The organism is Curtobacterium sp. 320, assembly GCF_031455235.1.
In the GTDB taxonomy this organism is placed as follows: Bacteria; Actinomycetota; Actinomycetes; order Actinomycetales; family Microbacteriaceae; genus Curtobacterium.
This window is the reverse complement of record NZ_JAVDSI010000008.1, coordinates 1-24,028: the sequence shown is the minus strand read 5'-3', so window position 1 is coordinate 24,028 and position 24,028 is coordinate 1. Positions and strand designations below refer to the sequence as shown.

Annotated in this window: 23 protein-coding genes and 1 pseudogene; 11 read left to right on the top strand and 13 right to left on the bottom strand. The window is 71.1% G+C overall.

The features are described 5' to 3' along the window. Positions 1-91: 91 nt before the first annotated feature. From J2X60_RS11885 to J2X60_RS11850, 8 genes and pseudogenes are all read right to left on the bottom strand, one after another. Positions 92-1,267 (bottom strand): annotated as a pseudogene (locus tag J2X60_RS11885) (NtaA/DmoA family FMN-dependent monooxygenase); the annotation flags it as partial. After that, positions 1,246-2,514, bottom strand: coding sequence for an NADH:flavin oxidoreductase/NADH oxidase (locus tag J2X60_RS11880; RefSeq protein WP_309887696.1), 1,269 nt, complete (start codon positions 2,512-2,514; stop codon positions 1,246-1,248). The gene J2X60_RS11880 and the pseudogene J2X60_RS11885, both read right to left, overlap by 22 nt. Beyond that, positions 2,514-3,848 carry an NtaA/DmoA family FMN-dependent monooxygenase gene (locus J2X60_RS11875; protein WP_022907949.1) on the bottom strand — a complete coding sequence of 445 codons (1,335 nt, stop codon included), beginning with the start codon at positions 3,846-3,848 and terminating at the stop codon, positions 2,514-2,516. The genes J2X60_RS11880 and J2X60_RS11875 overlap by 1 nt, the downstream gene beginning before the upstream one ends. Positions 3,849-3,890: 42 nt before the next feature. Beyond that, a complete protein-coding gene (locus J2X60_RS11870; RefSeq protein WP_092384453.1) occupies positions 3,891-4,667 on the bottom strand; it encodes an ABC transporter ATP-binding protein in 777 nt (258 codons plus the stop codon). Beyond that, on the bottom strand, positions 4,664-5,512 hold the full coding sequence (locus J2X60_RS11865; RefSeq protein WP_309887694.1) for an ABC transporter ATP-binding protein: 849 nt from the start codon (positions 5,510-5,512) through the stop codon (positions 4,664-4,666). Before J2X60_RS11865 ends, J2X60_RS11870 begins: the two co-directional genes overlap by 4 nt. A gap of 19 nt (positions 5,513-5,531) precedes the next feature. Continuing rightward, positions 5,532-7,154, bottom strand: a complete 1,623-nt coding sequence (locus J2X60_RS11860; protein ID WP_309887692.1) for an ABC transporter substrate-binding protein — start codon at positions 7,152-7,154, stop codon at positions 5,532-5,534. 85 nt (positions 7,155-7,239) lie between these two features. Continuing rightward, a complete protein-coding gene (locus tag J2X60_RS11855; RefSeq protein WP_309887690.1) occupies positions 7,240-8,145 on the bottom strand; it encodes an ABC transporter permease in 906 nt (301 codons plus the stop codon). Then, positions 8,145-9,275: an ABC transporter permease gene (locus J2X60_RS11850; protein WP_022907944.1), complete on the bottom strand. Its 1,131-nt coding sequence runs from the start codon at positions 9,273-9,275 to the stop codon at positions 8,145-8,147. Before J2X60_RS11850 ends, J2X60_RS11855 begins: the two co-directional genes overlap by 1 nt. Before the next feature lie 254 nt (positions 9,276-9,529). On the opposite strand from J2X60_RS11850, the gene J2X60_RS11845 reads away from it, so the two are divergent. Both J2X60_RS11845 and J2X60_RS11840 read left to right on the top strand, forming a co-directional pair. Continuing rightward, positions 9,530-10,258 carry a GntR family transcriptional regulator gene (locus J2X60_RS11845; protein ID WP_022907943.1) on the top strand — a complete coding sequence of 243 codons (729 nt, stop codon included), beginning with the start codon at positions 9,530-9,532 and terminating at the stop codon, positions 10,256-10,258. Positions 10,259-10,334: 76 nt separating this feature from the next. Next, positions 10,335-10,772 (top strand): VOC family protein, encoded by a 438-nt coding sequence (locus J2X60_RS11840; RefSeq protein WP_309887687.1) that lies wholly within the window; start codon positions 10,335-10,337, stop codon positions 10,770-10,772. A gap of 6 nt (positions 10,773-10,778) precedes the next feature. Here the strand turns inward: J2X60_RS11840 and J2X60_RS11835 are convergent, their stop codons facing one another. Beyond that, entirely contained in the window at positions 10,779-11,732 is a 954-nt protein-coding gene (locus tag J2X60_RS11835; protein WP_092384462.1) for a manganese catalase family protein, read from the bottom strand. A gap of 166 nt (positions 11,733-11,898) precedes the next feature. Between J2X60_RS11835 and J2X60_RS11830 the strand changes: the two genes are divergently transcribed. Together J2X60_RS11830 and J2X60_RS11825 are read left to right on the top strand one after the other, a co-directional pair. Further along, positions 11,899-12,867: a helix-turn-helix transcriptional regulator gene (locus J2X60_RS11830; protein WP_070416877.1), complete on the top strand. Its 969-nt coding sequence runs from the start codon at positions 11,899-11,901 to the stop codon at positions 12,865-12,867. 9 nt (positions 12,868-12,876) lie between these two features. Beyond that, entirely contained in the window at positions 12,877-13,752 is an 876-nt protein-coding gene (locus J2X60_RS11825) for a DUF808 family protein (protein WP_309887684.1), read from the top strand. Between the two features lie 51 nt (positions 13,753-13,803). Here the strand turns inward: J2X60_RS11825 and J2X60_RS11820 are convergent, their stop codons facing one another. Next, positions 13,804-14,643 carry a glycoside hydrolase family 16 protein gene (locus tag J2X60_RS11820; protein WP_070416879.1) on the bottom strand — a complete coding sequence of 280 codons (840 nt, stop codon included), beginning with the start codon at positions 14,641-14,643 and terminating at the stop codon, positions 13,804-13,806. Between the two features lie 187 nt (positions 14,644-14,830). Here J2X60_RS11820 and J2X60_RS11815 point away from each other — a divergent pair, with 187 nt between their 5' ends. Both J2X60_RS11815 and J2X60_RS11810 read left to right on the top strand, forming a co-directional pair. After that, positions 14,831-15,184, top strand: a complete 354-nt coding sequence (locus J2X60_RS11815) for a helix-turn-helix transcriptional regulator (RefSeq protein ID WP_071295328.1) — start codon at positions 14,831-14,833, stop codon at positions 15,182-15,184. Further along, positions 15,181-15,864, top strand: coding sequence for a cation diffusion facilitator family transporter (locus J2X60_RS11810; protein WP_071301769.1), 684 nt, complete (start codon positions 15,181-15,183; stop codon positions 15,862-15,864). Before J2X60_RS11815 ends, J2X60_RS11810 begins: the two co-directional genes overlap by 4 nt. Positions 15,865-15,879: 15 nt before the next feature. On the opposite strand, the gene J2X60_RS11805 is transcribed toward J2X60_RS11810, so the two are convergent. The 3 genes from J2X60_RS11805 to J2X60_RS11795 all read right to left on the bottom strand — a co-directional run bounded on the left by J2X60_RS11805 (position 15,880) and on the right by J2X60_RS11795 (position 19,671). Next, a complete protein-coding gene (locus J2X60_RS11805) occupies positions 15,880-17,841 on the bottom strand; it encodes a potassium transporter Kup (RefSeq protein ID WP_261645740.1) in 1,962 nt (653 codons plus the stop codon). A 415-nt stretch (positions 17,842-18,256) separates the two neighbouring features. Then, positions 18,257-19,144 carry a serine hydrolase domain-containing protein gene (locus tag J2X60_RS11800; protein ID WP_309887681.1) on the bottom strand — a complete coding sequence of 296 codons (888 nt, stop codon included), beginning with the start codon at positions 19,142-19,144 and terminating at the stop codon, positions 18,257-18,259. A 125-nt stretch (positions 19,145-19,269) separates the two neighbouring features. After that, positions 19,270-19,671, bottom strand: coding sequence for a hypothetical protein (locus J2X60_RS11795; RefSeq protein ID WP_071295331.1), 402 nt, complete (start codon positions 19,669-19,671; stop codon positions 19,270-19,272). 141 nt (positions 19,672-19,812) lie between these two features. On the opposite strand from J2X60_RS11795, the gene ppk2 reads away from it, so the two are divergent. The 5 genes from ppk2 to J2X60_RS11770 all read left to right on the top strand — a co-directional run bounded on the left by ppk2 (position 19,813) and on the right by J2X60_RS11770 (position 23,925). After that, positions 19,813-20,721: a polyphosphate kinase 2 gene (gene ppk2 / locus J2X60_RS11790; protein ID WP_070416884.1), complete on the top strand. Its 909-nt coding sequence runs from the start codon at positions 19,813-19,815 to the stop codon at positions 20,719-20,721. A gap of 72 nt (positions 20,722-20,793) precedes the next feature. Then, positions 20,794-21,609, top strand: coding sequence for a glycosyltransferase family 2 protein (locus tag J2X60_RS11785; RefSeq protein WP_309887679.1), 816 nt, complete (start codon positions 20,794-20,796; stop codon positions 21,607-21,609). Next, on the top strand, positions 21,606-22,442 hold the full coding sequence (locus tag J2X60_RS11780; RefSeq protein ID WP_309887677.1) for an endonuclease/exonuclease/phosphatase family protein: 837 nt from the start codon (positions 21,606-21,608) through the stop codon (positions 22,440-22,442). The genes J2X60_RS11785 and J2X60_RS11780 overlap by 4 nt, the downstream gene beginning before the upstream one ends. Then, positions 22,439-23,062, top strand: coding sequence for a hypothetical protein (locus J2X60_RS11775; RefSeq protein ID WP_309887675.1), 624 nt, complete (start codon positions 22,439-22,441; stop codon positions 23,060-23,062). Before J2X60_RS11780 ends, J2X60_RS11775 begins: the two co-directional genes overlap by 4 nt. Positions 23,063-23,160: 98 nt before the next feature. Beyond that, complete coding sequence (locus J2X60_RS11770) at positions 23,161-23,925, top strand: carboxymuconolactone decarboxylase family protein (protein ID WP_309887673.1); 765 nt, start codon at positions 23,161-23,163, stop codon at positions 23,923-23,925. Positions 23,926-24,028 lie beyond the last annotated feature (103 nt).

Below are 24,028 nucleotides of genomic sequence, written 5' to 3'. Positions count from 1 at the left end.
ACCGTTCATTGCGCGAGCCGCCCTGGTGGTGGCCACGCGGAAACCGCAGGTCAGGGGCGGAGTCGAGCCGCGCCTCCCGGCAACTCGCGTGTCAGAACGCGAGCAGGTTCTCGCGGAACGTCTCGTGCTCGTAGCCGTCCCTGATCAGACCGCGGCGCCGGAGCACCGGCGCGAGTCCGTCGCAGACCTCGGTCAGGTTCTTCCGGGTCACCGGGAGTCCGACCAGGAAGCCGTCGGCGCCCGAGGCGGCGATCGCCTCCTCCATCTGGTCGGCGACCGTCTCGGGGCTGCCGACGAGCCGGACCGATCCCGTGGTGTCGCGCTGCGCGGGGAGGGCCTCGCGGAGCGTCTTGCCGTCGGCCTTCGCCAGGAACGCCTCGATGACGCTCTGGTGCCCGTTGCTCTTGCCCTTGAGGTCCGCCGGGAGCGGTTCGTCGAGGTCGAACTGCGCGAAGTCGAACCCGGACGTGTACGACAGGTTCGCCAGCTGCGCGTCGATGTTCTCCCGGGTGGCGGCGAGCTGTCGGGCCTGTTTCGCCTCGGCCTCGTCGTCGGTGTCGGCGAGCACGGGCTCGACGAGGAACAGGATCTTCGCGTCCGTCTCCTCGCGGCCGAACCCGACCATCCGTCGATGCATGTCGTCGACGTACTCGCGCATGGCGTCGACGCCCGGTGCCGAGGCGATGAGCGTGTCGGCGTTGCGCGCGCCGAGGTCGCGACCCGCCGGGGAGCCGCCGGCCTGGCAGACCACCGGGTGTCCCTGGGGGCTGGCGACCGTGTTGAGCGGCCCACGGGTGCGGTAGTACTTCCCCGCGAAGTCGGCGTACCGCACCTTCGTGTGGTCGGCGAAGACGCCGGTCGCCTCGTCGAGCACGAGGGCGTCGGCGTCCCACGTGTCCCAGAGCGCCCGGACCGCGTCGATCCACTCGTCGGCCATCGCGTACCGCTCGTCGTGCTCGAAGTGCTGGTCGTAGCCGTAGTTCTGCGCGGCCGCGTGCGGTGAGGCCGTGACGAGGTTGATGCCGACACGGCCGTGCGTCAGGTGGTCGAGCGTGGACATCAGCCGGGCCGCGAGGAACGGCGGGTAGAAGGGCGTCGCGGCGGTCGCGATGATGCCGAGGTGCTTCGTCGCGGCGGCGAGCAGCGGGACCAGCGGCATGGGGTCGTGCCGCACGATCGCGGAGCGCAGCGAGTGCTCGAACGAGGAGCCGAACACGTCGGGGAGGACGGATGAGTCCTCGAGCATCATGAAGTCGAACCCGGCCCGCTCGAGCGAGGTGGCGGCGTCGACGAAGAGCTGCGGGTTGGCGACGTCGTGGCGGACGTTGCCGGACCACTGCCCGTTCCAGCCGTAGACGCCGAAGCCGTAGCCGAGGAACCAACCGAGGTGGAACATGGGTGTGCCTTCCGTGGGAGGTGGTGTGGTGCCGGACGGTGCTGCGCCCGGTGGTACGGCAGCGGGTGGTAGTCGATGGAGGCGCCGAGCTCGGCGGCGGCGCGGAGTCCGAAGCGCGGGTCGCGCAGGAACTCACGGCCGACGAACACGACGTCCGCCCGGCCCTCGGCGACGACCGCCTCGGCCTGGTCGGCGGTGGTGACCAGCCCCACCGCGCCGACCGGTGCACCGGTGGCGGCCCGCAGCCGTTCCGCGTGCCCGACCTGGTAACCCGGGAACACCGGGATCTCGGCGTCCGGGACCATCCCGCCGGTGGACACGTCGAACAGGTCCGCGCCGGCCGCCACCGCCCAGGAGGCCGTGGTCGCCGTGTCCTGCTCGGTCCAGCCCCCGGGGACCCAGTCGGTCGCCGAGAAGCGCACCAGGATCGGGAACCCGTCACCGAGGGCGGCGCGCAGGTCGCGGACGACGTCGAGCAGGAGGCGGGCGCGTCCGTGGAGCGAGCCGCCGTACTCGTCGTCGCGCGTGTTGGCGAGCGGGGACAGGAACTGGTGCAGCAGGAACCCGTGCGCGGCGTGCAGCTCGACGAACTCGAACCCCGCGTCGCGCGCCCGGACGCCCGCCGCGACGAACGCCCGGTGGATCCCGCGGACCTCGTCGGTGCTGAGTTCCCGCGGAGCCGCGTACCCGGTGTACGGCACGGTGGACGGTCCCACGACGGGCCACCCGCCGTCCGCCACGGGCACGGTGCCGCGGACCCGGTCCCAGCTCCGCCCGGTGGACGACTTGCGACCGCCGTGGCTCAGCTGGATGCCGATGCGGACGCCCTGGTCGCGGACGAACGCGGTGGTCGGGCGCCAGGCGTCGCGCTGCGCGTCGTCCCAGAGCCCGAGGTCGTACGGCGTGACCCGGCCCTCCGGGGTGACGGCGGTGCACTCCGCCACGATCGCCCCGGCGCCGCCGAGCGCGAGCCCACCGAGGTGCACGTGGTGGAACGGGGTCGGCATGCCGTCCCGTGCCTCCACCGTGAACATCGTCAGCGCGGGCACCCAGAGCCGGTTGCGGAACCGGGTGCCGCGCAGCTCGATCGCCTCGAACAGCGCCGGGGCGCCCGGCATCAGAACGCCCGCAGGTTCTCGCGGAGCGTCGTGCCGGTGTACTCGTCGCGGATGAGCCCCCGGCGGCGCAGGGCCGGGGAGAGGCCGTCGGCCACCATCGCCATGTTGAGGCGGGTCGTCGGCATGTAGACGAGGAAGCCGTCGCCGCCGACGTGCTCCATGAACTCGCCCATCTTCGCCGCGACGGTGTCCGGCGAGCCGACGAACCCGAGGTCGTTCACCTGGTGCGACGAGGCGACGACCTCGCGCAGCGTGCGGCCCTGCTGGCCCTCGAAGAGCTTCTCGATCGAGGTGTACTCGCCGTTCTGCTTCGAGATGTCGATGTCCTCGACCCGGGTGTCCGGGTCGATCGCCCCGAAGTCGATGCGACCACCGGACGTGTACGACATGTTCCAGAGGTTGTACTCGATCGCCTTGTCCGACGACATCGCGAGCCGGGCGGCCTCCGACGCGGCCTGCGCCTCGGCGTCGGTGGCGGCGATGGTCGGCGTGACGATGAACAGGAACTTCACGTCGTCCGGGTTCCGGCCGGCGGCGGCGACCCGGGCGCGCATGTCGTCGCGGTACGCCTTCGCGCTCTCGGGCGTCTTCGACAGGGCGATCATCGTGTCGTCGTGGAGCGCGGCGAGCTGCCGGCCCATCTCCGATCCACCGGCCGAGCAGATCGGGACGACGCCCTGCGGCCCCGGGATCGTGTTGAGCGGCCCGCGCGAGCGGAAGAACTCGCCGCGGTGGTCGATCGGGTGCACCTTCGTGTGGTCGGCGTAGACGCCCGCCACCGGGTCGGCGACCACGGCCCCCGGTTCCCAGGACCCCTGCAGGGCCTTCACGACGTCGGCCCACTCGATCGCCATCCGGTAGCGCTCGTCGTGGTCGAGGTGCTGCTCGTAGCCGTAGTTCTGGGCGACGCGGTCGGTGACGCTCGTCACGACGTTCATGCCGATGCGCCCCTCGGTGAGGTGGTCGAGCGTCGTGCCGAGGCGTGCGGCGAGGTACGGCGGGTACTGGATCGTGGAGAACGTCGGGACGATGCCGATGTGCTTCGTGGCCTGCGTCATGAGCGGGACGAGCGGCATGGGGTCGTTCTTCGGCGCCATGAACCCGCGCCGTAGCGAGGTGTCGGCGGTGCCGCGGTACGAGTCCTCGACCATCGCGGTGTCCTCGATGAGGATGTAGTCGAAGCCGCCGCGCTCGAGGTTCTTCGCGAGGTCGATGTAGATGTCGGGCTTCATCCAGTCGGTCACGTTCGTGCCGGTCCAGGGACCGTCGCCGTTCGTGTCGGACCAGGCCTGGATGCCGAAGCCGTTGCCGAGGAACCATCCGAGGTGGAACATGTGGAGCCTTTCGTGTGGGAGGGCGGGCGCGTCCGGGAGGGACTACGCCACGGGCTCCTCGACGGCCAGGTGGGCGTCGACGAGCTTCTGCGTGTACGGGTGTCTGGGGTGTTCGAGGACTTCGAGCGTGCGGCCGGACTCGACCACCTCGCCCTGGTTCATGACGACGAGCTCGCCCGTGATGAACGCGGTCGCCGGCAGCCCGTGCGACACGAACATGAGGCCGGCGCCGTGGTCGTTCGAGTAGCGCTTGAGCAGGTTGAGGACGACGCCCTGCACCGAGACGTCGAGCGCCGAGACGGCCTCGTCGCACACGAGCAGGTCGGGCCGGACGACCAGCGCCCGGGCGATCGACATCCGCTGACGCTGGCCGCCGGAGAGTTCGGACGGGTACCGGTCGACCCAGCTCGGGTCGATGCCGAGCTCCGTGGTGATCTCGCCGATCGCGGCGTCCGCACCGGCGACGTCGTGCCCGCCGAGGATCTGCGCCGGTGTCCGGAGCGACTCGCGGATGCGGTGTCGCGGGTCGAACGTCGAGGTGGTGTCCTGGGCGACGAGCTGCACCCGTCGTCGGTACTCGAGCCGACCGGCACGCGTCGACATGATCGACCGGAGGTCCCGGTCGTCCACGGTGATCGTGCCGGCGGAGGCCCGCTCGAGTCCGGTGACGATCTTCGCCATCGTGGACTTGCCCGAGCCGGACTCCCCCACGATGCCGACGCGCTGGCTCGCGCCGAGGACGAACGAGACGTCCCGGACGGCGGTCTTGCGGCCGTAGCGCCGGGCGACCCCGGTGGCCTCGATGCGGATGCCGGTCATGCCGCCGTTCCTTCCAGTCGGGCGCGGACCGACTCGAGCGTCGGCAGTTCGTCGAGCCGTGCGGACGCCAGGGTCGGCACGCACTCGAGCAGTCCACGGGTGTACGGGTGGGTGGCCTCGTCGAGTCGCGAGGACGGCAGCTGCTCGACGATCTCGCCCTGGTACATGACGACGACGAAGTCGGTGAAGCGCCGGCAGAGCTCGATGTCGTGCGTGATCACGAGCACCGCCGTCCCCTCCTGCTCGGCGAGGTCGACCATGAGTTGCATCGCACCGACGGCGAGCGATGCGTCGAGCGCGCTCGTGGGTTCGTCGGCGATGAGCAGTGCGGGCTTCGAGGCGAGCGCGATGGCCATCATCACGCGCTGCCGCATCCCCCCGGAGAGCTCGTGCGGCTCGGCACCCATGACCCGGTCCGGGTCGGTGATGCCCACGGCACGGAGCCGTTCGAGGGCGTCGGCGGTGGCACGTCGCTTCGACACCCGCTCGGTGGCCCGGAGCACGGCGACCAGCTGGCTGCCGATCGTCCACACCGGGTCGAGGGACGACATCGCGTCCTGGAAGATCATCGACAGCCCGGGGGTCCGGACCGGGATCCGACCGGCCGGCCCGGTCCGCTCGATCGAGCTGCCGGCGAGCTCGAGGGTCGCGACCTCGACGGTCCCGGCGTCGAGGAACCCGGCGATGGCGCCCGCGAGACTCGTCTTGCCGGAGCCCGACTCACCCACGACCGCGACGCGTTCCCCGCGCCGGACCACGAGGTCGGCGTGGCGGACGGCGTGGTTCGTGCCGTAGGTGACGTTGAGGTCCGTGACCCGGAGGACCGGGGCCGACTGGTCGTTCATGGTGTCTCCCTGTCGTCGCTCAGCTCGAGGCGAGCTGCAGCTGCGAGTAGTCGATGACGTTGTCGGAGCGGAACACGTACCCGTCGACGTCCTTCGCGAAGGCGTTGAGCGGCTGCACGTAGTTGATGTAGATCGTCGGCATCTGGTCCTGCAGGACCTTCTGCGCGGCGTTCCAGTACTTGCCCGCCTCGGCCCCGGTCGGGTCGCCCGCGGCGTTGCCGTCCGCGATGGCCTGGTTGAGCTCGGCGTTGTCGAAGTCCGGCCAGTTGATGGCGGAGCCCGGCGTGTAGAAGAGCGACAGGACGTAGGGCGGCGACTGCACGACCGCGTAGTCGCGACCGAGGGACGCCTCGAACGTCTTCGCGGCGAGTCCGGCCTGGAAGGTCGACGAGTTGACCGTGTCGATGGTCATGTCGAAGCCGGCGTCCTTCACCGCGGTCTGGATCTGGACGGCGGTCTCCTGCAGGTCCGGGACGGAGTTGTTCACGGTGAGGGTGAACTGCACCGGGTCGGTGTACCCGGCGTCGGCCAGGATCTTCTTCGCCTCGGCCGGATCGGTCTCGTTGGCCGTGAGCCCGCTGCCGTCGAAGCCCGGGTCGGCGTCGGAGAGGATGCTCGAGATGGAGTCGGCCCGACCGTGGTAGACGTTCTCGTTGATCTTGTCGTAGGGGATCGCCGCGGCGAGTGCGCGGCGGACGGCGACGTCCTTGAACGTGCCCTTCGTGGTGAGGAGGGGCATGTACACGTACGCGTTCGTCGGCACGTCGAACACCTGCGCGGCGTCGGCGTCCTTGAGCTCGACCTGGTCGGCAGGACGGAGCTGCGCCGCGATCTGCGCGTCGCCGGACTTCACCAGGTTGGCGCGCTGGCCGGCGTCCGCGACCACGCGCTGGACGATCCGGGCGATCGACGGCTTGCCTTCGGCGTACCCGGCGTTCGCGGTGTAGATCGTCTGCTCACCGGGCGTGTAGGTGTCCACCTTGTAGGCCCCGAAGCCGAAGTTCGGGTGCGTGCCCGACCACTTCACGGCCCACGGGTCGCTCGACGTGGTGTGCTCCTTGAGGACCTTCGCGTCGTAGATGTTGTAGCCGACGTTCGCGAGCAGGGACAGGGCCGTGTAGCCGTAGCTCGCCTTGTCGAGCGTGAGGGTGACGGTCTCGTCGTCGACCTTCGCGAACTGGTCCGGCTTCGTGATGAACGGGGCGCTGATGAACGGCACGATGCTCGTCTCGACGGCGAACTTGCGCTGGATGCTCCAGATCACGTCGTCGGCGGTGAGTGCGTTGCCCGCCGTCGACTTCGCGTCCGTGTCGAGGTGGAAGGTGTAGGTGAGGCCGTCGTCCGAGACGTCGTAGCTCTTCGCGAGGACCGGGGCGAACTTGTTGTAGTCCTCGTGCTCGGCCTGACCGCCGGTGCCGTCGACGTACTCGTTGCGGATGAGCGAGGCTCCGGTGTTCTTGAAGAACTCGGCGGCCTCGTACCCGGTGGCGCTGGTCTCGTACGAGAAGCTCTGCGGCTGGGCCGCGGTGACGATGACGAAGGCGCTGGAGGCGGCGTTCCCGCCGGCACTGCAGGCCGCGAGACCGAGGGCGCCGACGACCGCGATCGCGGCGGCGGCGATGGTGCGTTTCATGTTCAGCATGGGCAGGGGTCTCCTGGGGAAGGGGATGGGACGGGAGGGACGGTGTGGGTGGGGAGGAGGGGGCGCGTGGGGCGGGTGGTCGCCGTCAGACCCGCGATCGGCCGACGAAGGCCGCGACCAGGACCGAGGCGGACCAGACGGAGAGGCCGAGGGCGGCTGCCGGGAAGAGCACCGGCCACCACCGCCCCACCGCGGCGTCCGGGGCACCGGCGGCGAGCATGGTGCCCCACTCCGCGGTCGGTGTCGGGATGCCGACGCCGAGGAAGCCGAGGGCGGCGCAGAAGATGATCGCCATCCCGAAGATCGTCGAGGTGTTCTCGATCGTCGTCCGGGCGGAGTTCGGCAGCACGTGCCGGAGGAGCAGGCGCAGTTCGGACTCGCCGGACATCCGGGCGGCGTCGACGTAGCCGTCCGACCGCGTGCGGAGGACCTCGGTGCGCATCAGCCGCGCCTGGAACGGGATGAGGACGATCGCGAGGGCGAGCGTGATCACCACGGCGTTGCGTCCGAAGAACGACACGATCACGAGTCCGGCGATCATCACCGGGATCGACTGCACGAGGTCGACGGCGCGGCCCAGCAGTCGGGCCACGAACCCGAGCACGGTGCGGTCGCCCTGGTACATGCCCGAGACGAGCCCGATCACGATGGCGACGACGGTGGCGATGACCGTGATGCAGATCGCGATCACGATGTCGAGGCGGAACGCGGTCATCACCCGGGAGTAGACGTCGAGGCCGTTCGCGTCCGTGCCGAACCAGAACTCCCCCGACGGGGCCTCCGACTGCCCGCCGACCACCGACGTGGCCGGGTGGTTCACCAGGAACGGCCCGACGACCGCGAGCACGACGAGCACGGCGAAGGGGACGAGCCGCAGGACGAAGCCGGTGCGCCCGGCCGGCCGACCGACGCGACCGTCCTGCGTCGAGCGGGTGCTCCCCGCTCCGGTGGTCGTCGGCTCGGGCAGCGCGGTGGGGGTGTCGAGCGCCATCAGGCGTCCTTCCCGGCGACGCCGGCGCGCCGCCTCGAGTCGAGGAGCATCGTGACGATGTCCGTGACGAGGTAGATGACGAGGCACATCGCCGCGGTGACGAGGAGGAACGACCGCAGCGCGAAGACGTCGGAGGCGTTCACCGCGTCCACGGCGTACTGCCCGAGTCCGCCGAGACCGAAGAGCGACTCGAGGACCACCGCGCCGCCGAGGAACAGGCCGAACAGCATGCCGAGCGTGGCGACCGCCGAGGGGAGCGCCCGGCGGTAGATGCTCGCGAGGACCGTCCGGCGGGACGCTCCGGACGCCACCCGGAACCGGGTGGCGGGGTCGTCGATCGCCTGGTCCAGGTTGACGATGAGCATCTTGATGAGCAGCGGGGAGTGCGCGACGACCATCACGACGACGGGCAGCACGAGGTGCTGCGCGTACGACGCGAAGGCTGCCGGGTCCCCGGCGATGAGCGCGTCCACCATCGGGAAGTTCGTCACGGTGGGCGGCGCGATGAGCAGCGGGTCGAGGCGGCCGCTCGGCGCCGGGGCCCAGTGCAGCTCGGCGTAGAAGACGAAGAGGAACGCGATGCCGATGACGTACTCGGGCAGCGCGCCCGCCGACCGGGCGTAGGCGGTGAGCAGCTTCGCGAAGCGGTTGCGGCGGTGCGTGACGATGAAGTGCGCGGTCACGAGCGACACCGCCGAGGCGAGGAGCAGCCCCCAGAACACGAGCTCGAGCGTCGCCGGGACCCGGGTCGCGAGGTCCTGCGCGACCGGTCGGCCGGTGGCGATCGACGTGCCGAAGTCGAGGTGGGCGAGCTGCGTCAGGTAGGTGCCGAGCTGCTGGATCCACGAGCCGGTCAGCCCGTAGGACTCCCGCGCCTGCTCGAGCTCGGCGCCGGACAGGCGTCCGCCGGTGGCCGACACGACCGGGTCACCGGGGATGAGCTGCACGAGGAAGAACGAGACGAGGACGAACACCAGGACGTTGGCGACGGTCAGTCCGGCCGGGCGCAGGAACCAGAGGCGCTCCCGGACGCTTCGTCGCCTCGTCGTCAACGAGGTGTCGAGGGCGGCGAGACGCTCGGCCTCCGCACGGGTCGCATCGTCGACGATGTCGGGCTCTCTCACGGTCATGTGCCGGCCTTCCGTCGCATCGGGTGGTGGTCAGCAATGCTCGCGATCGTTCGTTTCCGCCGACCGCTCCGGGTGTAACCGGATCATTAAGCGACCAACGGCGAAAGGAAAGCCCAGGTGAGAGCGACTTCACCCGACCGTTCACGCCGTTCGCGCGGTTCGGAGGAATCCGTTGCCCTGCGCGACGAGCGTCGTATACTCACTGCACCCGAGCCGCATCGTGGCGGTGAGATCCTGCGACGATCGGAGTCACGATGAGCGACACGCTGTCCGACCACCCGCGCGCGAAGGGCGGGTCCTCACGCGGCCGACAGATCTCGGCGAGACGGGTCCGCGACCTCATCACCGCCTCGATCCGCGAGGGGCACATCGCACCCGACGCTCCCCTCGCCGAAGAGGACCTCGTCACGCTGTTCGACACCAGCCGCGGGTCCGTCCGCGCCGCGCTCGCGCAGCTCCGGGACACCGGGTTCCTCGAGCGCCGGCCGCGCGTCGGGACGAAGGTCACGCACCGCGGGGTCGTCGTGCCCCTCACCGACATCGACGCCGACAGCGAGCACGTCTACGTCGAGCGCTTCGAGGACCGCATCGTGCCGAGCTTCCCGCTCGTGCGCGAACGGCTCCGCATCGACGAGGACCACGTCCGGATGATCGAGAACCTGCTCGTCACCGACGACGACGTGATCGGGCTCCGCGCCGCCTACTTCTCGGTGCGCTACACGCACTCCCCCGAGAGCCTGTCCGGGCCGATCAACATGACGACGGTGCTCCGCGACTTCTTCGACGCGTCGCGCGGCGAGGTGCTCGTCACCATCGGCAGCGAGGCGGCCGACGCCCACACGGCGAAGATGCTCGGTACCGAGGTCGGCGCGCCCCTCATCGTGCGCGAGGTCACGTACCACGACCTCGACGGCGTGCCGGTCCAGACCGTCTTCGACCGGTACCGCGGCGACCGCGTGCGGCTCGAGGGTTCCACCCTCTGACCCAGGAGGCGCGGCGCGCCTCCCGACGGCGGTGGCGGCCCGGCGCGTGGTGGCGCCCACGACGTATAGTGGCGCCATGACGGCGACGGTGCGGCAGGTGCAGGTGACGTTCGACTGCGCGGACCCCGAGCGGGTGGCGCGCTTCTGGTGCGAGGTCCTCGGCTACGTGGTGCCGCCGCCACCGGAGGGGTTCGACTCGTGGGACGCCTTCGACCGGGCGCTGCCCCCGGAGCACCGCGGTTCGGCGTTCGCCTGCGTGGACCCGACCGGAGTCGGCCCGCGGTTGTTCTTCCAGCGCGTGCCGGAGGGCAAGGTCGTGAAGAACCGCGTGCACCTCGACGTCCGGGTCGGCAGCGGGCTCGTCGGCGCCGAACGGCTCGCCGCCCTCGACGCCGAGAGCGACCGGCTCGTCACCCTCGGCGCCACGCAGTTCCGCCGCATGCTCGCTGACGAGGTCAACGAGTCGTGCATCGTCATGCAGGACGTCGAGGGCAACGAGTTCTGCCTCGACTGAGACCGGTCAGGCGACGGGGCCGTACACCGGCGTCTCGGCCTGGTCGAGCTCGAGCTCCGCGGTCTGCTGGATGAGTGCGAGCAGATCGGCGTCGAGCCCCGGCGCGAACTCCTCGAGCCGCTCCGGCGCGATGAACGACGGCACCCCGGCGGGTGCCTGCTCGGACGCGTCGAGGTCGGTGCCGTCGTTCGACGGGGAGGCGCCGCGGAAGATCTTCGCGGCCTCGGACGCACCGTCGAGGTCGAAGCTGTACTGCTTGCTCTGCAGCCCCAGGTCGACGAGCGCCTTGACCTCGGGGAAGGCCTCGGCGTTGGTCTTCGGGATCGGCAGGAGCTTCCCCCAGTCGACGCCGAGGGCCTCGAGCGCCTTCGCGTAGGCGTTCTCGTGCGCCTGGTCGCGCACGATCAGGTACGCGATGGTGCTGCGAGCGGTCGGGTTGTCGGTCATCTCGTAGATCCGGCACTTCTGCAGGCGGCCGGTCGACTCGAGCATGAGGTTGTACAGCAGGTCGAGCGGCAGGTTGCCGGAGTTGTACACGTAGCTGCCGCTCCACGGGTTCCCGGCGGCGTCGACCGGCAGGGCTCCCTGGGCACCGACGAGGTAGTGGTGGATGTTGCCCGTGTCGAGCGCGATGTGCAGCGGGGTCGCCCCCTTCGCCCCGGGAGTGTCGAGCGGGTCGGTGGGCGTGCCGGAGTACTCGGGAGCACCGTCGAGCAGCCGTGAGATCGTGGTGCCGATGAGCTCGACGTGACTGATCTCCTCGGTCCCGACGCCCTGGATGAGGTCGCGGAACGGCTTCGCGGCCGGACCCCGGAAGTTCATCGCCTGGAACAGGTACTGCATCATCGTGCGCATCTCGCCGAACTGCCCGCCGAGTCCTTCCTGCAGGGCGTTGGCGGCCGCGGGGTCCGGTTCGCCGTCGGCGATCTCGTTGATCCAGGTCTGTGCGTGGAAGTACATGTGGTCCTCCGTCCGAGCGACGGATCCGCCGCTGTCCTCACCGTCCTCGGCGGCGTCTGGCAGCCCGTACGGAACAGCCGCCGAACGCAGTCGCGTCCGTGGTCGGGTGCGCGAACTGCGTCGCGATGTGACCGATCGGGGACGACATGCGCGACACTGGTCGGACATGGTCCACGATGTCGCGCCGATCCACGTCGATCGCCGGGGGTCCTCCCTCGACGATGCCGTGGCGCTGTACGAGCGGGTGTACGACAGCCGTGACATCCACATCGGCGATGCTGCCCGCGACGGGTTCGCCTTCCGCTTCCGGGCCGTCGGCGACCAGGACGTGGTGGTGGGCACCTCGGACGTGGCGGCACGACGGTGGGGCACGATCGTCCCCGGTCACGACTACGTCCTGGCGTGGGCGACCGGCCCCGGCATGACGATCGACACCGGGACCCGCGACCCGGTGCAGCTGCTGCCCGGCATCCCGGTGATGTACCCGGTCGGTCGCGACTTCACGTTCGAGGGGCTCCCCTCGGGACAGCACTCGGTCCGGTTCGGTGGCGCGTTCCTCGAGTCGATCGCCGCCGCGCGCCGCGGCGACGACGAGCCGCGGCAGCTCGCGTTCCGCCGCACGCTGGGGGTGGACGCGCTGCGGCTGCTCCGCAGCCGGATCGGCGAGGCCGCACCGCGCCTCCTGGACCCGACCGCGCCGGAGACGGTCCGCGCACGCTGGAACCAGTCGATCGCGGACGCCGTGGCGGCGGCGTTCGACGCGACGCCGTCGTCGGCGCCCACGGTGGCGGTCGGGTCGTCGACGATCCGGTTCGCCAAGGAGTGGATGGTCGCGAACGCCCGCCGGCCGCTCACGGTCGCCCAGGTGAGCGCTGCTGCCGGGGTGAGCGCACGGGGACTGCAGGCGGCCTTCCAGCGGAACGTCGGCGTCCGGCCGATGCAGTTCCTGCGCGAGGCCCGGCTGCACGGGGTCCGCGCCGAACTGCTCGCGGGCGACCCCGAGCGCGTGACGGTCGCCGAGGTCGCGCTGTCGTGGGGGTTCAACCACCTCGGGCGGTTCTCCGGGTACTACGCCGAGGTGTACGGGGAGTCCCCCTCGCAGACCCTGCGCCGACGGGACGCGCCGAGGCCCTAGTCTGAGCGCATGTCAGTCGGTCTGCTCGCCATCGTCGACGACGTGCTCTCCGCGGCCCTCAAGGCCAGCGCCAAGACCGCTGGCGTCGTGATCGACGACGCCGCGGTGACCCCGCAGTACGTGCAGGGGCTCTCGCCCGCGCGCGAGCTGCCGGTCGTGGGGCGGATCGCGCTCGGCAGCCTCTTCAACAAGTTCGTCATCATCATCCCGCTCGCGCTGCTGCTCACCGCGTTCGCGCCGTGGGTGCTGCCGTGGTTGCTGCTGCTCGGCGGCACCTACCTGTGCTTCGAGGGGGCCGAGAAGGTCACCGAGTGGTTCGGCGCGCACCACGTCAGCGAGTCCGAGGAGACCGTCGCCGAACCGAAGCTCGTGTTCGGGGCGATCCGCACGGACCTCATCCTCAGCACCGAGATCATGCTCATCGCCCTCGCCGGACTGGACCCCGACCTCGGGTTCTGGCCGACGCTCGGCGCGCTCATCGTCATCGGGCTCGTCATGACCGGGGCGGTCTACGGCGCCGTGGCCCTGCTCGTGAAGATCGACGACATCGGGCTGCAGATGATGAAGAACAGCGTCCGTCGCACGAGACGGACGGGCGCGCGGATCGTCCGCGGCATGCCGACCGTGTTCCGTGTGATCGGCGTCGTCGGCACGGTGGCCATGCTCTGGGTGGGCGGACACCTCGTGATCGCGAACCTGGCGGAGACGTTCTGGCACGGCCCGTACGACCTGCTGCACGCGATCGAGCACGGCATCGAGGCGACCGGGCCGGTCGTCACGTGGATCGTGGACACCGCGGTGTCGGCGGTGGTCGGGCTCCTGCTCGGCCTGGTGGTCGTCGCCGTCGTGCTGGGCATCGGACGGCTGCGCGGCCGCACCCACTGAGCGGGCGCGGCCGCCCCGGTCCCCGCGTCGGTCAGCGGGGCCGGCGCCCGGTCAGTTCCAGATCGCGATCCAGTCGACGCTGACGTGCCCGACCGCGCTCGCCGGGATCGCCCCGCCGTTCGTGGTGGTCTCCGCCTGCATGGTCACGCGGAAGGCCGTCGTCGGCACCGCCTTGGTGGTCGAGGAGACGAGCTTGCCGTCCCAGTAGAACCGGACGATGCCCTTGTCCCACTCGGTCGTCGCGACGTGCCAGCCGGTGCTGTCCGAGGGCGCGAAGGTCTCCTTGCCCGGTTCGAACCGCATGCCGAGCGGCGTCCAGCTGCCCGGGACCGCCGAGGCCGGGCGGGGGCGGGCACCGAGGTCGGCCTCGGGCCAGTCGATCTCGCCCTCGTTCCAGTCGTCGCTCGACGGCCAGAGGATCGTCGAGAACTTGTAGCCCTGGGTCTTCGTCGTCTTGTACCGGATCGACACCCGACCCGTCTTGTGCGGGGCGTACCCGTCGGGCATGATCGCCGCGACGAGGGGCTGGCCCTTCTCGGTGTGCAGCGCGAAGTCGAGCACGCCGCCCTTCACGCTCAGGACCTTCGACGGCGCGTACTTCCCCTTGCCGGTCGTGTCCGTGAAGCCGTCGTAGAGACCGATCCGCGGGTACGTCGCCGCGAACTTGCCGACCGGCGCGGCACTGTCGAACCCGGCGCGGAACGTCTGCTTCCAGGTCCGGCCGTTCGTCGTGACGTTCGTCTTCGGGATCGTCCGGCCGTCCGGCACGGTCGAGGTCGCCTTCGACGAGGCGGGGAGGGCCGCTGCTCCGGCGGGCGCGCCGGCAGCGAGGCTGGTCGCGGCGACGAGTGCGATCGAGAGCGCGGCGACGAGGACGGACGGGGACCGCATGCTGACTGCCTCCTGCGTGGGGGTGTGCGTGTGTTGCGATGGCCGTGGTGCTTGTGCGATGGAGTATCGGGCGTCGCTGCTCGTCGGTTAGTCGATTCCCGGCCTGGATCCCCCGGCGTTCAGGTTCGCTGTACCCGACGTACCCGTCTACCCCCGTTCAGTACAGTCCGCGCTGTACTGTGGGTGCATGCTGCTCGTCGCACCGCGCCTCGAGGTGATGAACCGCCTCGGCCGCGCCCTCGCCGATCCGACCCGCGCGCGGATCCTCCTCCGCCTCCTCGAGTCCCCCCGCTACCCCGCCGTCCTCGCCGACGACCTCGGGACCACCCGGGCGAACGTGTCGAACCACCTGGCGTGCCTCCGCGGGTGCGGGATCGTCGTGGCCGTCCCGGAAGGCCGCCGGACCCGCTACGAGATCGCGGACGCGCACCTCGCCCGTGCACTCGAGTCGCTCGTCGACGTCGTGCTGGCGGTCGACGACGGTGCGCCGTGCACCGACGACGCCTGTGCCGTGCCGCTCTGCTGCGGGCCGGGCGCATGAGCGCCGCGCTGCCCCTCGGGCCCCGTCCGACGGCCGTCCGGAGCGCGGTGCTGCGCCGCCGGATCCGATGGATCGTCGCCGCCACCATCACGTACAACGTCGTCGAGGCCGTCGTCGCGATCAGCGCCGGCTCGGTCGCGTCGTCCACCGCCCTGATCGGCTTCGGCCTGGACTCGATCGTCGAGGTGCTCTCCGCGGCCGCGGTCGCGTGGCAGTTCGCGGCGCCCGACCCCGAGCGGCGCGAACGGACGGCGCTCCGCGTGATCGCCGTCTCGTTCTTCGGGCTCGCCCTGTACGTCTCGGTCGACGCGGTGCTGACGCTCACCGGACTGCGCGAGCCGGAGCACAGCACGGTCGGCATCGTGCTCGCCGCGGTCAGCCTGGCCGTGATGCCGTTCCTCAGCCTGCTCGAACGGCGCACGGGCCGCGAGCTCGGTTCGGCGTCGGCCGTCGCGGACTCGAAGCAGACCCTGGTGTGCAGCTACCTCTCCGCCGCCGTCCTGGTCGGCCTGCTGCTGAACACCCTGTTCGGCTGGACCTGGGCGGACCCGGTGGCCGGGCTCGTCGTCGTGGTGTTCGCGGTCCGGGAAGGGCTCGAGGCCTGGCGGGGCGACGCGTGCAAGCAGCCCGTCGCCGCGCTCACCGGCGAGCGCGAGGTCGAGGCCTGCGACTGCTGCTGACGCGGGCGACGGCCGTCAGATCTCGACGTCGCTGCCCATCGTCACGGTGCGGTGCGCCGGCAACCCGAAGCGGGCGGCCGGGTCGGCGGCGTTGTGCGCCAGCCCGACGAAGAGCTTCTTGCGCCAGCCGACCATGCCTCGGTTCCCCGCCACCGGCCGGAGTGCGCCGCGCGAGATGAAGTACGACGCGTTCGCCATCTCCTCGGGGTCGACGTCGAGCACCTCGGCCAGGCAGGCCGCGTGCAGGGCCTTCGGCAGGTCCTGGTCGTCCGAGAAGCCGAACTTGATCGTGATGTGGTCGATGCCGTCGTCCTCGTAGCCGAGGTCGTCACGGAAGAAGGCCTTGGCGTGCGGCACGTGGGGCACGTTCGCGGTGATGACGGACACGATGACGACCGTCCGGTGCACCACGTGGTTGTGCTCCACGTTCGCCCGGAGCGCGAGCGGCGTCGTCTCCTTGTTGGGGTGCGGGAAGATCGCGACACCCTGCACGCGCGGGATGCCCTTCGTGTTGATCTTCTCGATGAAGTCGGCGAGGGACCCCTCGCGCTCCTTGCGCTCCTCCTGCACGAGCTGCCGGCCACGACGCCACGTGGTCATGAGCGTGATCACCGCGAGCGCGATCAGCAGCGGGACCCATCCGCCGTGCAGGATCTTCGACAGGTTGCCGGCGAGGAACGTCAGCTCGAGCCCGCCGAACGCCACCGCGGCGACGACGAGCTTCCACGTCTTCCAGTGCCACAGCGGCTTCACCACGAGCAGCAGCAGGAGCGTGTCGACGACGAGCGCACCGGTGACGGAGACCCCGTACGCGGTGGCGAGGCTCGCCGAGGAACGGAACGCGAGCATGACGGCCATCACGCCGATGAACAGCAGGAGGTTGACGGCCGGCAGGTAGATCTGGCCGCCCTCCTGTCGGGAGGTCTGCCGGATGGTGAGCGGCGGCAGCAGGCCGAGCTGCACGGCCTGGCGGCTCAGCGAGAACGCCCCGGAGATGACCGCCTGGCTCGCGATGACGGTGGCCATCGTCGCGAGGATCACGACCGGGATCTGCAACGCGCTCGGGAAGAGCAGGAAGAAGGGGTCCTTCGCCGCCCCGGGCTGGTTGAGCACCAGCGACGCCTGGCCGAGGTAGTTCAGCACGAGGGCCGGGAAGACGACGAAGAACCAGGCGCGGAGGATCGGCGTCCGCCCGAAGTGGCCCATGTCGGCGTAGAGCGCCTCGGCGCCGGTGATGACCAGCACGACCGCGCCCATCGCGACGAACGTGATGTACGGGTGCGCGATGAGGAACGCGATGGCCCACGTGGGCGAAAGCCCCTGCAGGACGCCCGGGTGCGCCAGGATGTGCGGCACCCCGGCGGCGGCGATGACGACGAACCAGAGCAGCATCACGGGGCCGAACAGGTTGCCGACCTTGCCCGTGCCGACCCGCTGCACCGCGAACAGCACCACGAGGATGACCGCCGCGATTGGCACGATGAGGTGGCCGACGCTCGGAGCGGCGGTCTGCAGCCCCTCGACGGCCGAGAGCACGGACACCGCCGGGGTGATGACGGAGTCGCCGTAGAACAGCGAGACGCCGACGATCCCGATGACGAGGAAGATCGTCGCTCCCCCGCGGCGCTTCGCGTAGAGGCGTCGGGCCAGTGCGGCGAGCGCCATCACCCCGCCCTCGCCGTTGTTGTCGGCGCGCATGAGCACGAGGACGTACTTGATCGACACGATGATCGTGATGCTCCAGAACATCATCGAGATCACGCCGTAGACGTCCTCCTGGTTGGCCTGCACGATGCCGCCGTCGATCGTGAACACGGTGCGCAGCGCGTACAGCGGGCTCGTGCCGATGTCGCCGAAGACGACGCCGAGGGCGGCCAGGGCGAGGGCGGCGATGCCCTTCGCGGGGCCGTGGGTGCCGGCGTCATCGGAGGTCTCGGTCGTCGGGGTCTGAGAGCGGGTCTCGGTCACGCTCGTCACTTCCGTCTCTTCACCGTCCGTCCGACGGCTTCTTCGCCGTCGGGCGACGGCCGCGGATCATCATCGCACCCGTTCGGCCGGAGCGCTCGCAGCGGGCGCACATGCGCACTCCGGCGGGATCGGGTGCGTTCCCCGGACGAACCCGCCTGGGCCGGAGGAACCTGTGCGGGCCGGAATGCCCGGGGTCCCCGGACACCGCGCACGTCGAGGATCGCGGTCGTACCGTCGGGACAGGACTCCAGGAGGAACCATGAACTTCGACGGCATCGACCCCGCGGGACTGATCGTCTTCTGCGTGGCGGTGGTGCTGGTCTTCGGCGGACTGATCTCGAGCCGACGGCGCCACTGACGCCCGGTTCTCGGCCCGCGACCCGCGACCCTCGACCCTCGGCTCTCGACCGTCGGCCCGCGGCGTTCAGGCCCGGTCGGCCCGTTCCTCCGACTCCAGCTCCGTCGCGACGACCGCCGCGAAGGCGTCCGCTCCGAAGTGGTCGTCCGCCGTCACGGTGACGACCGTGTCGCCGTCGAAGAGCAGCATCTGCCCGTACGCGCCGTGCAGCCGCCAGAGCCGGCCGGGGCCGTCCCACCCCGCCATCGCGTACCGCTCGTAGCCGGGGCCCGTGCCGTCGCGCTCGACCCAGTCGGTGTGCATCGCGTCGCACCAGCGTGCGCCCACGATGCGTCGCCCCGCGGACTCTCCGCGGTCGCGCACCAGTCGGCCGATCCGGGCGAGTTCGCCGGTGCGCAGCGTCAGACCCTCGCCGCCGGCGACGTACCCGTTCGGGCAGCGTGCCCACGGCACGTCCTCGATCCCGAGCGGGTCGAACAACCGCCGGGCGACGAACGCGCCGACGTCGCCGACCCGGGTCTCGAGGACCCGCATCGCCGTGTACGTGCTCGCGTTCGCGTACTGGAACACCCGGCCGCGCGAGGGGCGTCCGAGGAACTCGGCCGCGAGGTCCGGCCAGTCGGTGAGCTCCGTCTCGGACCACGGCATGTCGACACCGCTCGTCATGGTGAGCAGGTGCCGGAGCGTGACCGCGTCCGTGCCCGCCCCGAAGCGGACGGCGGGCAGGAGGGTCGACACCGGGACGTCCACGTCGACGAGTCCGTCGTCGGCGGCGATCCCGGTGGCGAGGACCGCGATCCCCTTGGCGACGGAGTGGACCTCACGGCGGACGTCGGGCGTCCAGTGGTGCTCGGCGGCGTCGTCCCCGACGAGGACGTGGAGGCCGTGGGCGGCGAAGCCGGTGGCGTCGACGTGACGGACGAGGGCGTCGAGGAGGTCGGTCGCGGTGCGCACCCGGCCATCCTCTCGCGGACACGACCGCAGACGGACCGGACCACAGACGGACGGGAGGCGCGGTGCCAGCCGGCACCGCGCCTCCCGTCCGTCATCGGGTCGCGTCGCGACCCGCACTCCGGTCGTCAGCGACGGCGGAAGTAGCCGTTCGCGCCACCGACGAACATGAGGATGGTCGCGACGATGACCGCGATGCCACCGATCCAGCCGAAGGCGTTGCCACCGGAGGCGGCACCCACGCCGACGCCGATGACCTGCAGGATCGCGAGCACGAGCAGGACGATGCGCGCCCAGTTGCGGCCGTCGCGCATCTTGAAGACGATGATCAGCTCGATGATCGCGAGGATGAAGGCGAAGATCGCACCGCCGATGAGCGGAGCCGTGCCGACGCCCTGCGCAGCCGAGGCGCCGCCGCCGGAGACGAGACCGATGATGCCCTGGATGATGTTCGCGAGGACGACCACCAGCCAGATCACGAACGAGACGGTGACGGTGGTCGGACGTCCCGACCGGGTTGTTCCTGACATGCTTGCTCCTTCTGCCGCGATCGCGTCCAGCGACCTCACCGTGAACGTACAGCCCTGACGGAAGTTTGTCCGGTGTCCCTGCGGACGCAGCCGGGAAACGCACGCCAGGATGGGGGTGCAGCACACCGACGAGGAGGACCCGTGGACAAGGCCCAGTACTCGCAGCCCATCCGGGAGTACATCGAGCAGCTCCGGACCGAGGGCTACAGCGTCGCCGACGGGCACACCGCCGACCCGGACCTCATCGACCCGTACGGCAACCCGGTCCTGACCTGGCGCGACGACTACCCCTACGACGAACGCCTCGGCCGCGAAGAGTACGAGTACCAGAAGTACCACCTGCAGATCGAGCTGCTGAAGTGCCAGTACTGGCTCGAGGACACCGGGCAGAAGGCCGTCGTCCTCTTCGAGGGTCGCGACGCCGCGGGCAAGGGCGGCACCATCAAGCGGTTCACGGAGCACCTCAACCCCCGGACCTCCCGCGTCGTCGCGCTGAGCAAGCCGAGCGAACGCGAGCGCGGCGAGTGGTACTTCCAGCGCTACGTGCAGTACCTGCCGTCGGCGGGCGAGATGGTCCTGTTCGACCGCTCCTGGTACAACCGCGCCGGTGTCGAGCGGGTGATGGGGTTCTGCTCCGACGACGAGTACGAGTCCTTCATGACGCAGGTGCCGCAGTTCGAGCGGATGCTCGTCGACTCCGGCATCCACCTCACGAAGTTCTGGTTCTCGGTCACCCGCCGCGAGCAGCGCACGCGGTTCGCGATCCGGCAGCTCGACCCCGTGCGGCGATGGAAGCTGTCCGACATCGACCTGCTCTCGCTCGACCGGTGGGACGAGTACACCGAGGCGAAGACCGCCATGTTCGCGCGGACGAGCAAGCGGTACGCACCGTGGACGATCGTCCGGTCGAACGACAAGAAGCGCGCTCGTCTGAACGCGATGCGGTACTTCCTGACGCAGTTCGACTACCCGGACAAGGCGGTGGACGTGATCGGCCGGCCCGATCCGCTCATCGTCCGGCGCGGGAAGCGGGACGTCGACGTGGAGTAGGGGCGGCCAGGAGGCGCGGTGCCGGCCCGCAGCGCTGGGCACGGTCGGAGCACGGCCTGGTTGGGTGGTCGCATGCGCCGCCCCGACACCGTCACCGTCGTCGTGCCGGTCCTCGACGACGCGGACCAGCTCCGCCGGTGCCTCGCGGCCTTGGCTCGACAGACGCGGCTGCCCGACGAGGTGGTCGTCGTCGACAACGGCAGTTCGGACGACAGCGCGGCCGTCGCCTCCCAGGCCGGTGCCCGCGTGCTGCACGAACCCGTCCGGGCGATCGCCGCGGCGGCGTCCCGGGGCTACGACGCGGCGACGGGGACCCTGATCGCCCGGCTGGACTCGGACTCCTGCCCGGGTCCGGACTGGCTCGAGCGGGCGCTCCGGCACTTCGACGACGACCGCGTCGTGGCGGTGACCGGGCCGGGCGAGTTCCGCGGGCTCGGTCGTCTGGAGCGGGCGTTCTGGCACGTCGCGTACATGCGCGCCTACTTCGCCCTGATGACGGCGGCACTGTGGCGGCCGCCGTTGTTCGGTTCGAACCTGGTCATCCGGCGCCGCGCCTGGGAGGCCGTCCGGTCCCGCGTGCACCGGTACGACGCCGACGTCCACGACGACGTCGACCTGTCCGTGCAGCTCGATCCCGCGTGGCCGGTGGTGCTCGACCGTTCCCTCGTGATGTCCGTGTCGGGCGACCCCGTCCGCGATCTGCCCGGCCTGGTCGTGCGCACGCGGAAGGCGCTCCGGACCCTGGCGCTCGGCGGGTTCCGGATCCTGCCGGTCGTCCGGGCCGTGCGGCGCTGCTGGGCGACGCCCCGTGCCGTGCCCGGTGCCGTGGTCGAGCGCGTCCCCGGACCGGATGTCGTGGAGCCGCTCGAGGAGGTGCCGGCGTCGTGAGCGACTCCCCGCTCGTCGGGCCGCGGTTAGCCCCGGACCTGCACGTCCTGTCCCTCAACGTCCGCCGACGCGTCCCGCACCGTCGGACCGACCACCCCGACGCCTGGACGCACCGCCGCGGTGCCGTGCTCGAGCTGCTCGGGTCCGAGTCCCCGCACCTCGCCGCCCTGCAGGAGGTCCTGCCCGACCAGGAGCGCTGGCTCACGGAGCGGTTGCAGCCCCGGTGGACCGCGGTGCTCCGCGGTCGCGGGCGCCGTGGCGACGGGGAGCACGTCGGGATGCTCGTCGACACCGACCGTCTGCGGATCACCGGCGAGCACGTCCGGGCGCTGTCCCGCCGGCCGGAGCGGATCGGGAGCCGGTCGTGGGGCACCCTGTTCCCCCGGATCGCCGTCGGCCTCCAGCTCGAGGACCGCGTCACCGGCACGCGCTTCCTCGCCGTGTCCGTGCACCTCGACGTCGCATCGCCCCTGGCACGCCGGCGGTCGGCGGAGCTCCTCGTCCGGTGGGCGGACGAGGCCGGGCTCCCGGTCGTCGTGCTCGGCGACGCGAACGCCCCCGCAGGCAGTGCTCCGCACCGGGTCCTCACCGACGCGGGGTTCGCGGACACCTGGACGGCGGCGGCCTCGCACGCGTCCGAGCAGTGGGGCACGCACCTCGGGTACCGCGCTCCCCGGCGGGGCGGACGCCGGATCGACTGGATCCTGGCCCGCGGTGCCGACGGGGTGCGTGCCTCCGTGTCGGCGGCGGCCGTGTCGACGCGCCGACCGAGCGGGGTGTGGCCGTCCGACCACGCCGCCGTGCAGGCCGTGCTCCGGTGGGAGGCAGCGTGACCACGACCACCGCGGACCACCGCGTGATCGACCGGCTCGGTGCGACGTTCCTCCGCCGACCCCGCGGCGCCGAGGTGGTCGCCGACGCCGTCCGTGCGGTGACGCTGCTGAGCCTCCCGGTCGCCACGATCGGGTGGGGCTGGATCGCGTTCGCCGTGCTCCTGCTCGCACTGCTCGGGGTCGTCGTCCCCCGCGTGCTCGGACTCCGACCCGCCGTCGACACCGCCGTGTGCGCACTGGCGCTCGTCGCCGGGTGGAGCAGCGTCCTCGGCTGGTACACCTCGGTGTTCCTGTGGGACAAGTTCGTGCACTTCGTGCTGCTCGCCGCGTTGACCGCGGTGCTCTGGGTGATCGCGAGCGACACCGGGGTGCTGCGCACGGGCGACCGGGTCGGTCGGGTCCAGGCGGTCGTCGTCGCCGGCGTGCTGTCGCTGGCGATCGGATCCGTCTGGGAGATGTTCGAGTTCCTCGGGCACACCTTCCTCGACCCGACCATCTACGTCGGCTACGAGGACACCATCGGGGACCTGGCCGCCGACCTCGGGGGCGGGGTGCTCGCCGGGCTCCTGCTGCCGTGGGCCGTGCGGGACCGCCGGGTCGCCGCCGGACCGTCGTCCTGAGCCCAGGCGGGCCGCTCGCGCTCGCGGAGGGGTGCCCTGCCGGAGGGTGTCCCAGCGTCCCCTCCCACGGAGGCGACCCCGGTCCTAGCGTCGAGGGCATGCCAGCGAACCCAGCAGCCCAGCGCGAGCACGCCCAGCTCTTCCCGGACCACACCTCGACCCTCGCCGAGACCGACCCGGGGTTCGCGGCGTCCTTCGCCGACTTCGCCCTCGACGAGACCCTGCGCGACGTCGCGATCACCCGGCACGACCGACTCCTCGTCCAGCTCGGCGCGACGATCGCCGTCGGTGCGCACACCGAGTTCGCCGTCCTCCTCGGAGCCGCGCTCGCCAACGAGGTCACCCCCGTCGAGGCGAAGGAGGTCGTGTACCAGGCCGTCGCCTACGTCGGCTTCGCCCGCACCGTCGACTTCCTCACGATCACCCACGACGCTCTCGTCGCCCGCGGCGTCGCGCTCCCCCTGCCTGATCAGCGCACGACCGACCCCGACACGCGACTGGCCCGCGGGCGCGCGGTGCAGGGACGGATCGTCGGCGCCGACCGGGTCGACCGGATGTACGAGGCCGCGTCGCCCGACACGGTGCACTTCCAGCGGTTCCTCTCCGGCAACTGCTTCGGCGACACGGTGGCCCGCGGCGGGCTGGACCTCCGGACCCGCGAGCTCGTCACCTTCGCGATGCTCGTCGCGCTCGGTGGCGCCGACGCACAGGTCCGTGGGCACGTCGCCGGGAACCTCGCCGTCGGCAACCACCGCCGGGACCTGCTCGACGTGCTCACCGTCCTGGTGCCGTTCATCGGGTACCCCCGCACCCTGAACGGCCTCGCGGTCGTCGACGACGCGGCGCCCGCGACGGATCGGTGACGGACCGGTGACGGACTGGAGGCGCGGTTGGCGGCGAGCGCCTCGCGGAACCCGTCGAAGACCGAGATGTCGGTGCCGTCGGGGTTCGCCTCGGTCGTGACCA

Excerpts from the sequence above, each read along its gene's own strand:
- J2X60_RS11880 (WP_309887696.1), bottom strand. The coding sequence starts at position 2,514 with ATGCCGGGCGCCCCGGCGCTGTTCGAGGCGATCGAGCTGCGCGGCACC.
- J2X60_RS11860 (WP_309887692.1), bottom strand. The coding sequence starts at position 7,154 with ATGCTGAACATGAAACGCACCATCGCCGCCGCCGCGATCGCGGTCGTC.
- J2X60_RS11835 (WP_092384462.1), bottom strand. The coding sequence starts at position 11,732 with ATGTACTTCCACGCACAGACCTGGATCAACGAGATCGCCGACGGCGAA.
- J2X60_RS11870 (WP_092384453.1), bottom strand. The coding sequence starts at position 4,667 with ATGACCGGCATCCGCATCGAGGCCACCGGGGTCGCCCGGCGCTACGGC.
- J2X60_RS11825 (WP_309887684.1), top strand. The coding sequence starts at position 12,877 with ATGTCAGTCGGTCTGCTCGCCATCGTCGACGACGTGCTCTCCGCGGCC.
- J2X60_RS11820 (WP_070416879.1), bottom strand. The coding sequence starts at position 14,643 with ATGCGGTCCCCGTCCGTCCTCGTCGCCGCGCTCTCGATCGCACTCGTC.
- J2X60_RS11875 (WP_022907949.1), bottom strand. The coding sequence starts at position 3,848 with ATGTTCCACCTCGGATGGTTCCTCGGCAACGGCTTCGGCATCCAGGCC.
- J2X60_RS11810 (WP_071301769.1), top strand. The coding sequence starts at position 15,181 with ATGAGCGCCGCGCTGCCCCTCGGGCCCCGTCCGACGGCCGTCCGGAGC.
- J2X60_RS11850 (WP_022907944.1), bottom strand. The coding sequence starts at position 9,275 with ATGACCGTGAGAGAGCCCGACATCGTCGACGATGCGACCCGTGCGGAG.
- J2X60_RS11855 (WP_309887690.1), bottom strand. The coding sequence starts at position 8,145 with ATGGCGCTCGACACCCCCACCGCGCTGCCCGAGCCGACGACCACCGGA.
- J2X60_RS11845 (WP_022907943.1), top strand. The coding sequence starts at position 9,530 with ATGAGCGACACGCTGTCCGACCACCCGCGCGCGAAGGGCGGGTCCTCA.
- J2X60_RS11865 (WP_309887694.1), bottom strand. The coding sequence starts at position 5,512 with ATGAACGACCAGTCGGCCCCGGTCCTCCGGGTCACGGACCTCAACGTC.
- J2X60_RS11830 (WP_070416877.1), top strand. The coding sequence starts at position 11,899 with ATGGTCCACGATGTCGCGCCGATCCACGTCGATCGCCGGGGGTCCTCC.
- J2X60_RS11795 (WP_071295331.1), bottom strand. The coding sequence starts at position 19,671 with ATGTCAGGAACAACCCGGTCGGGACGTCCGACCACCGTCACCGTCTCG.
- J2X60_RS11840 (WP_309887687.1), top strand. The coding sequence starts at position 10,335 with ATGACGGCGACGGTGCGGCAGGTGCAGGTGACGTTCGACTGCGCGGAC.
- J2X60_RS11815 (WP_071295328.1), top strand. The coding sequence starts at position 14,831 with ATGCTGCTCGTCGCACCGCGCCTCGAGGTGATGAACCGCCTCGGCCGC.
- J2X60_RS11785 (WP_309887679.1), top strand. The coding sequence starts at position 20,794 with ATGCGCCGCCCCGACACCGTCACCGTCGTCGTGCCGGTCCTCGACGAC.
- J2X60_RS11770 (WP_309887673.1), top strand. The coding sequence starts at position 23,161 with ATGCCAGCGAACCCAGCAGCCCAGCGCGAGCACGCCCAGCTCTTCCCG.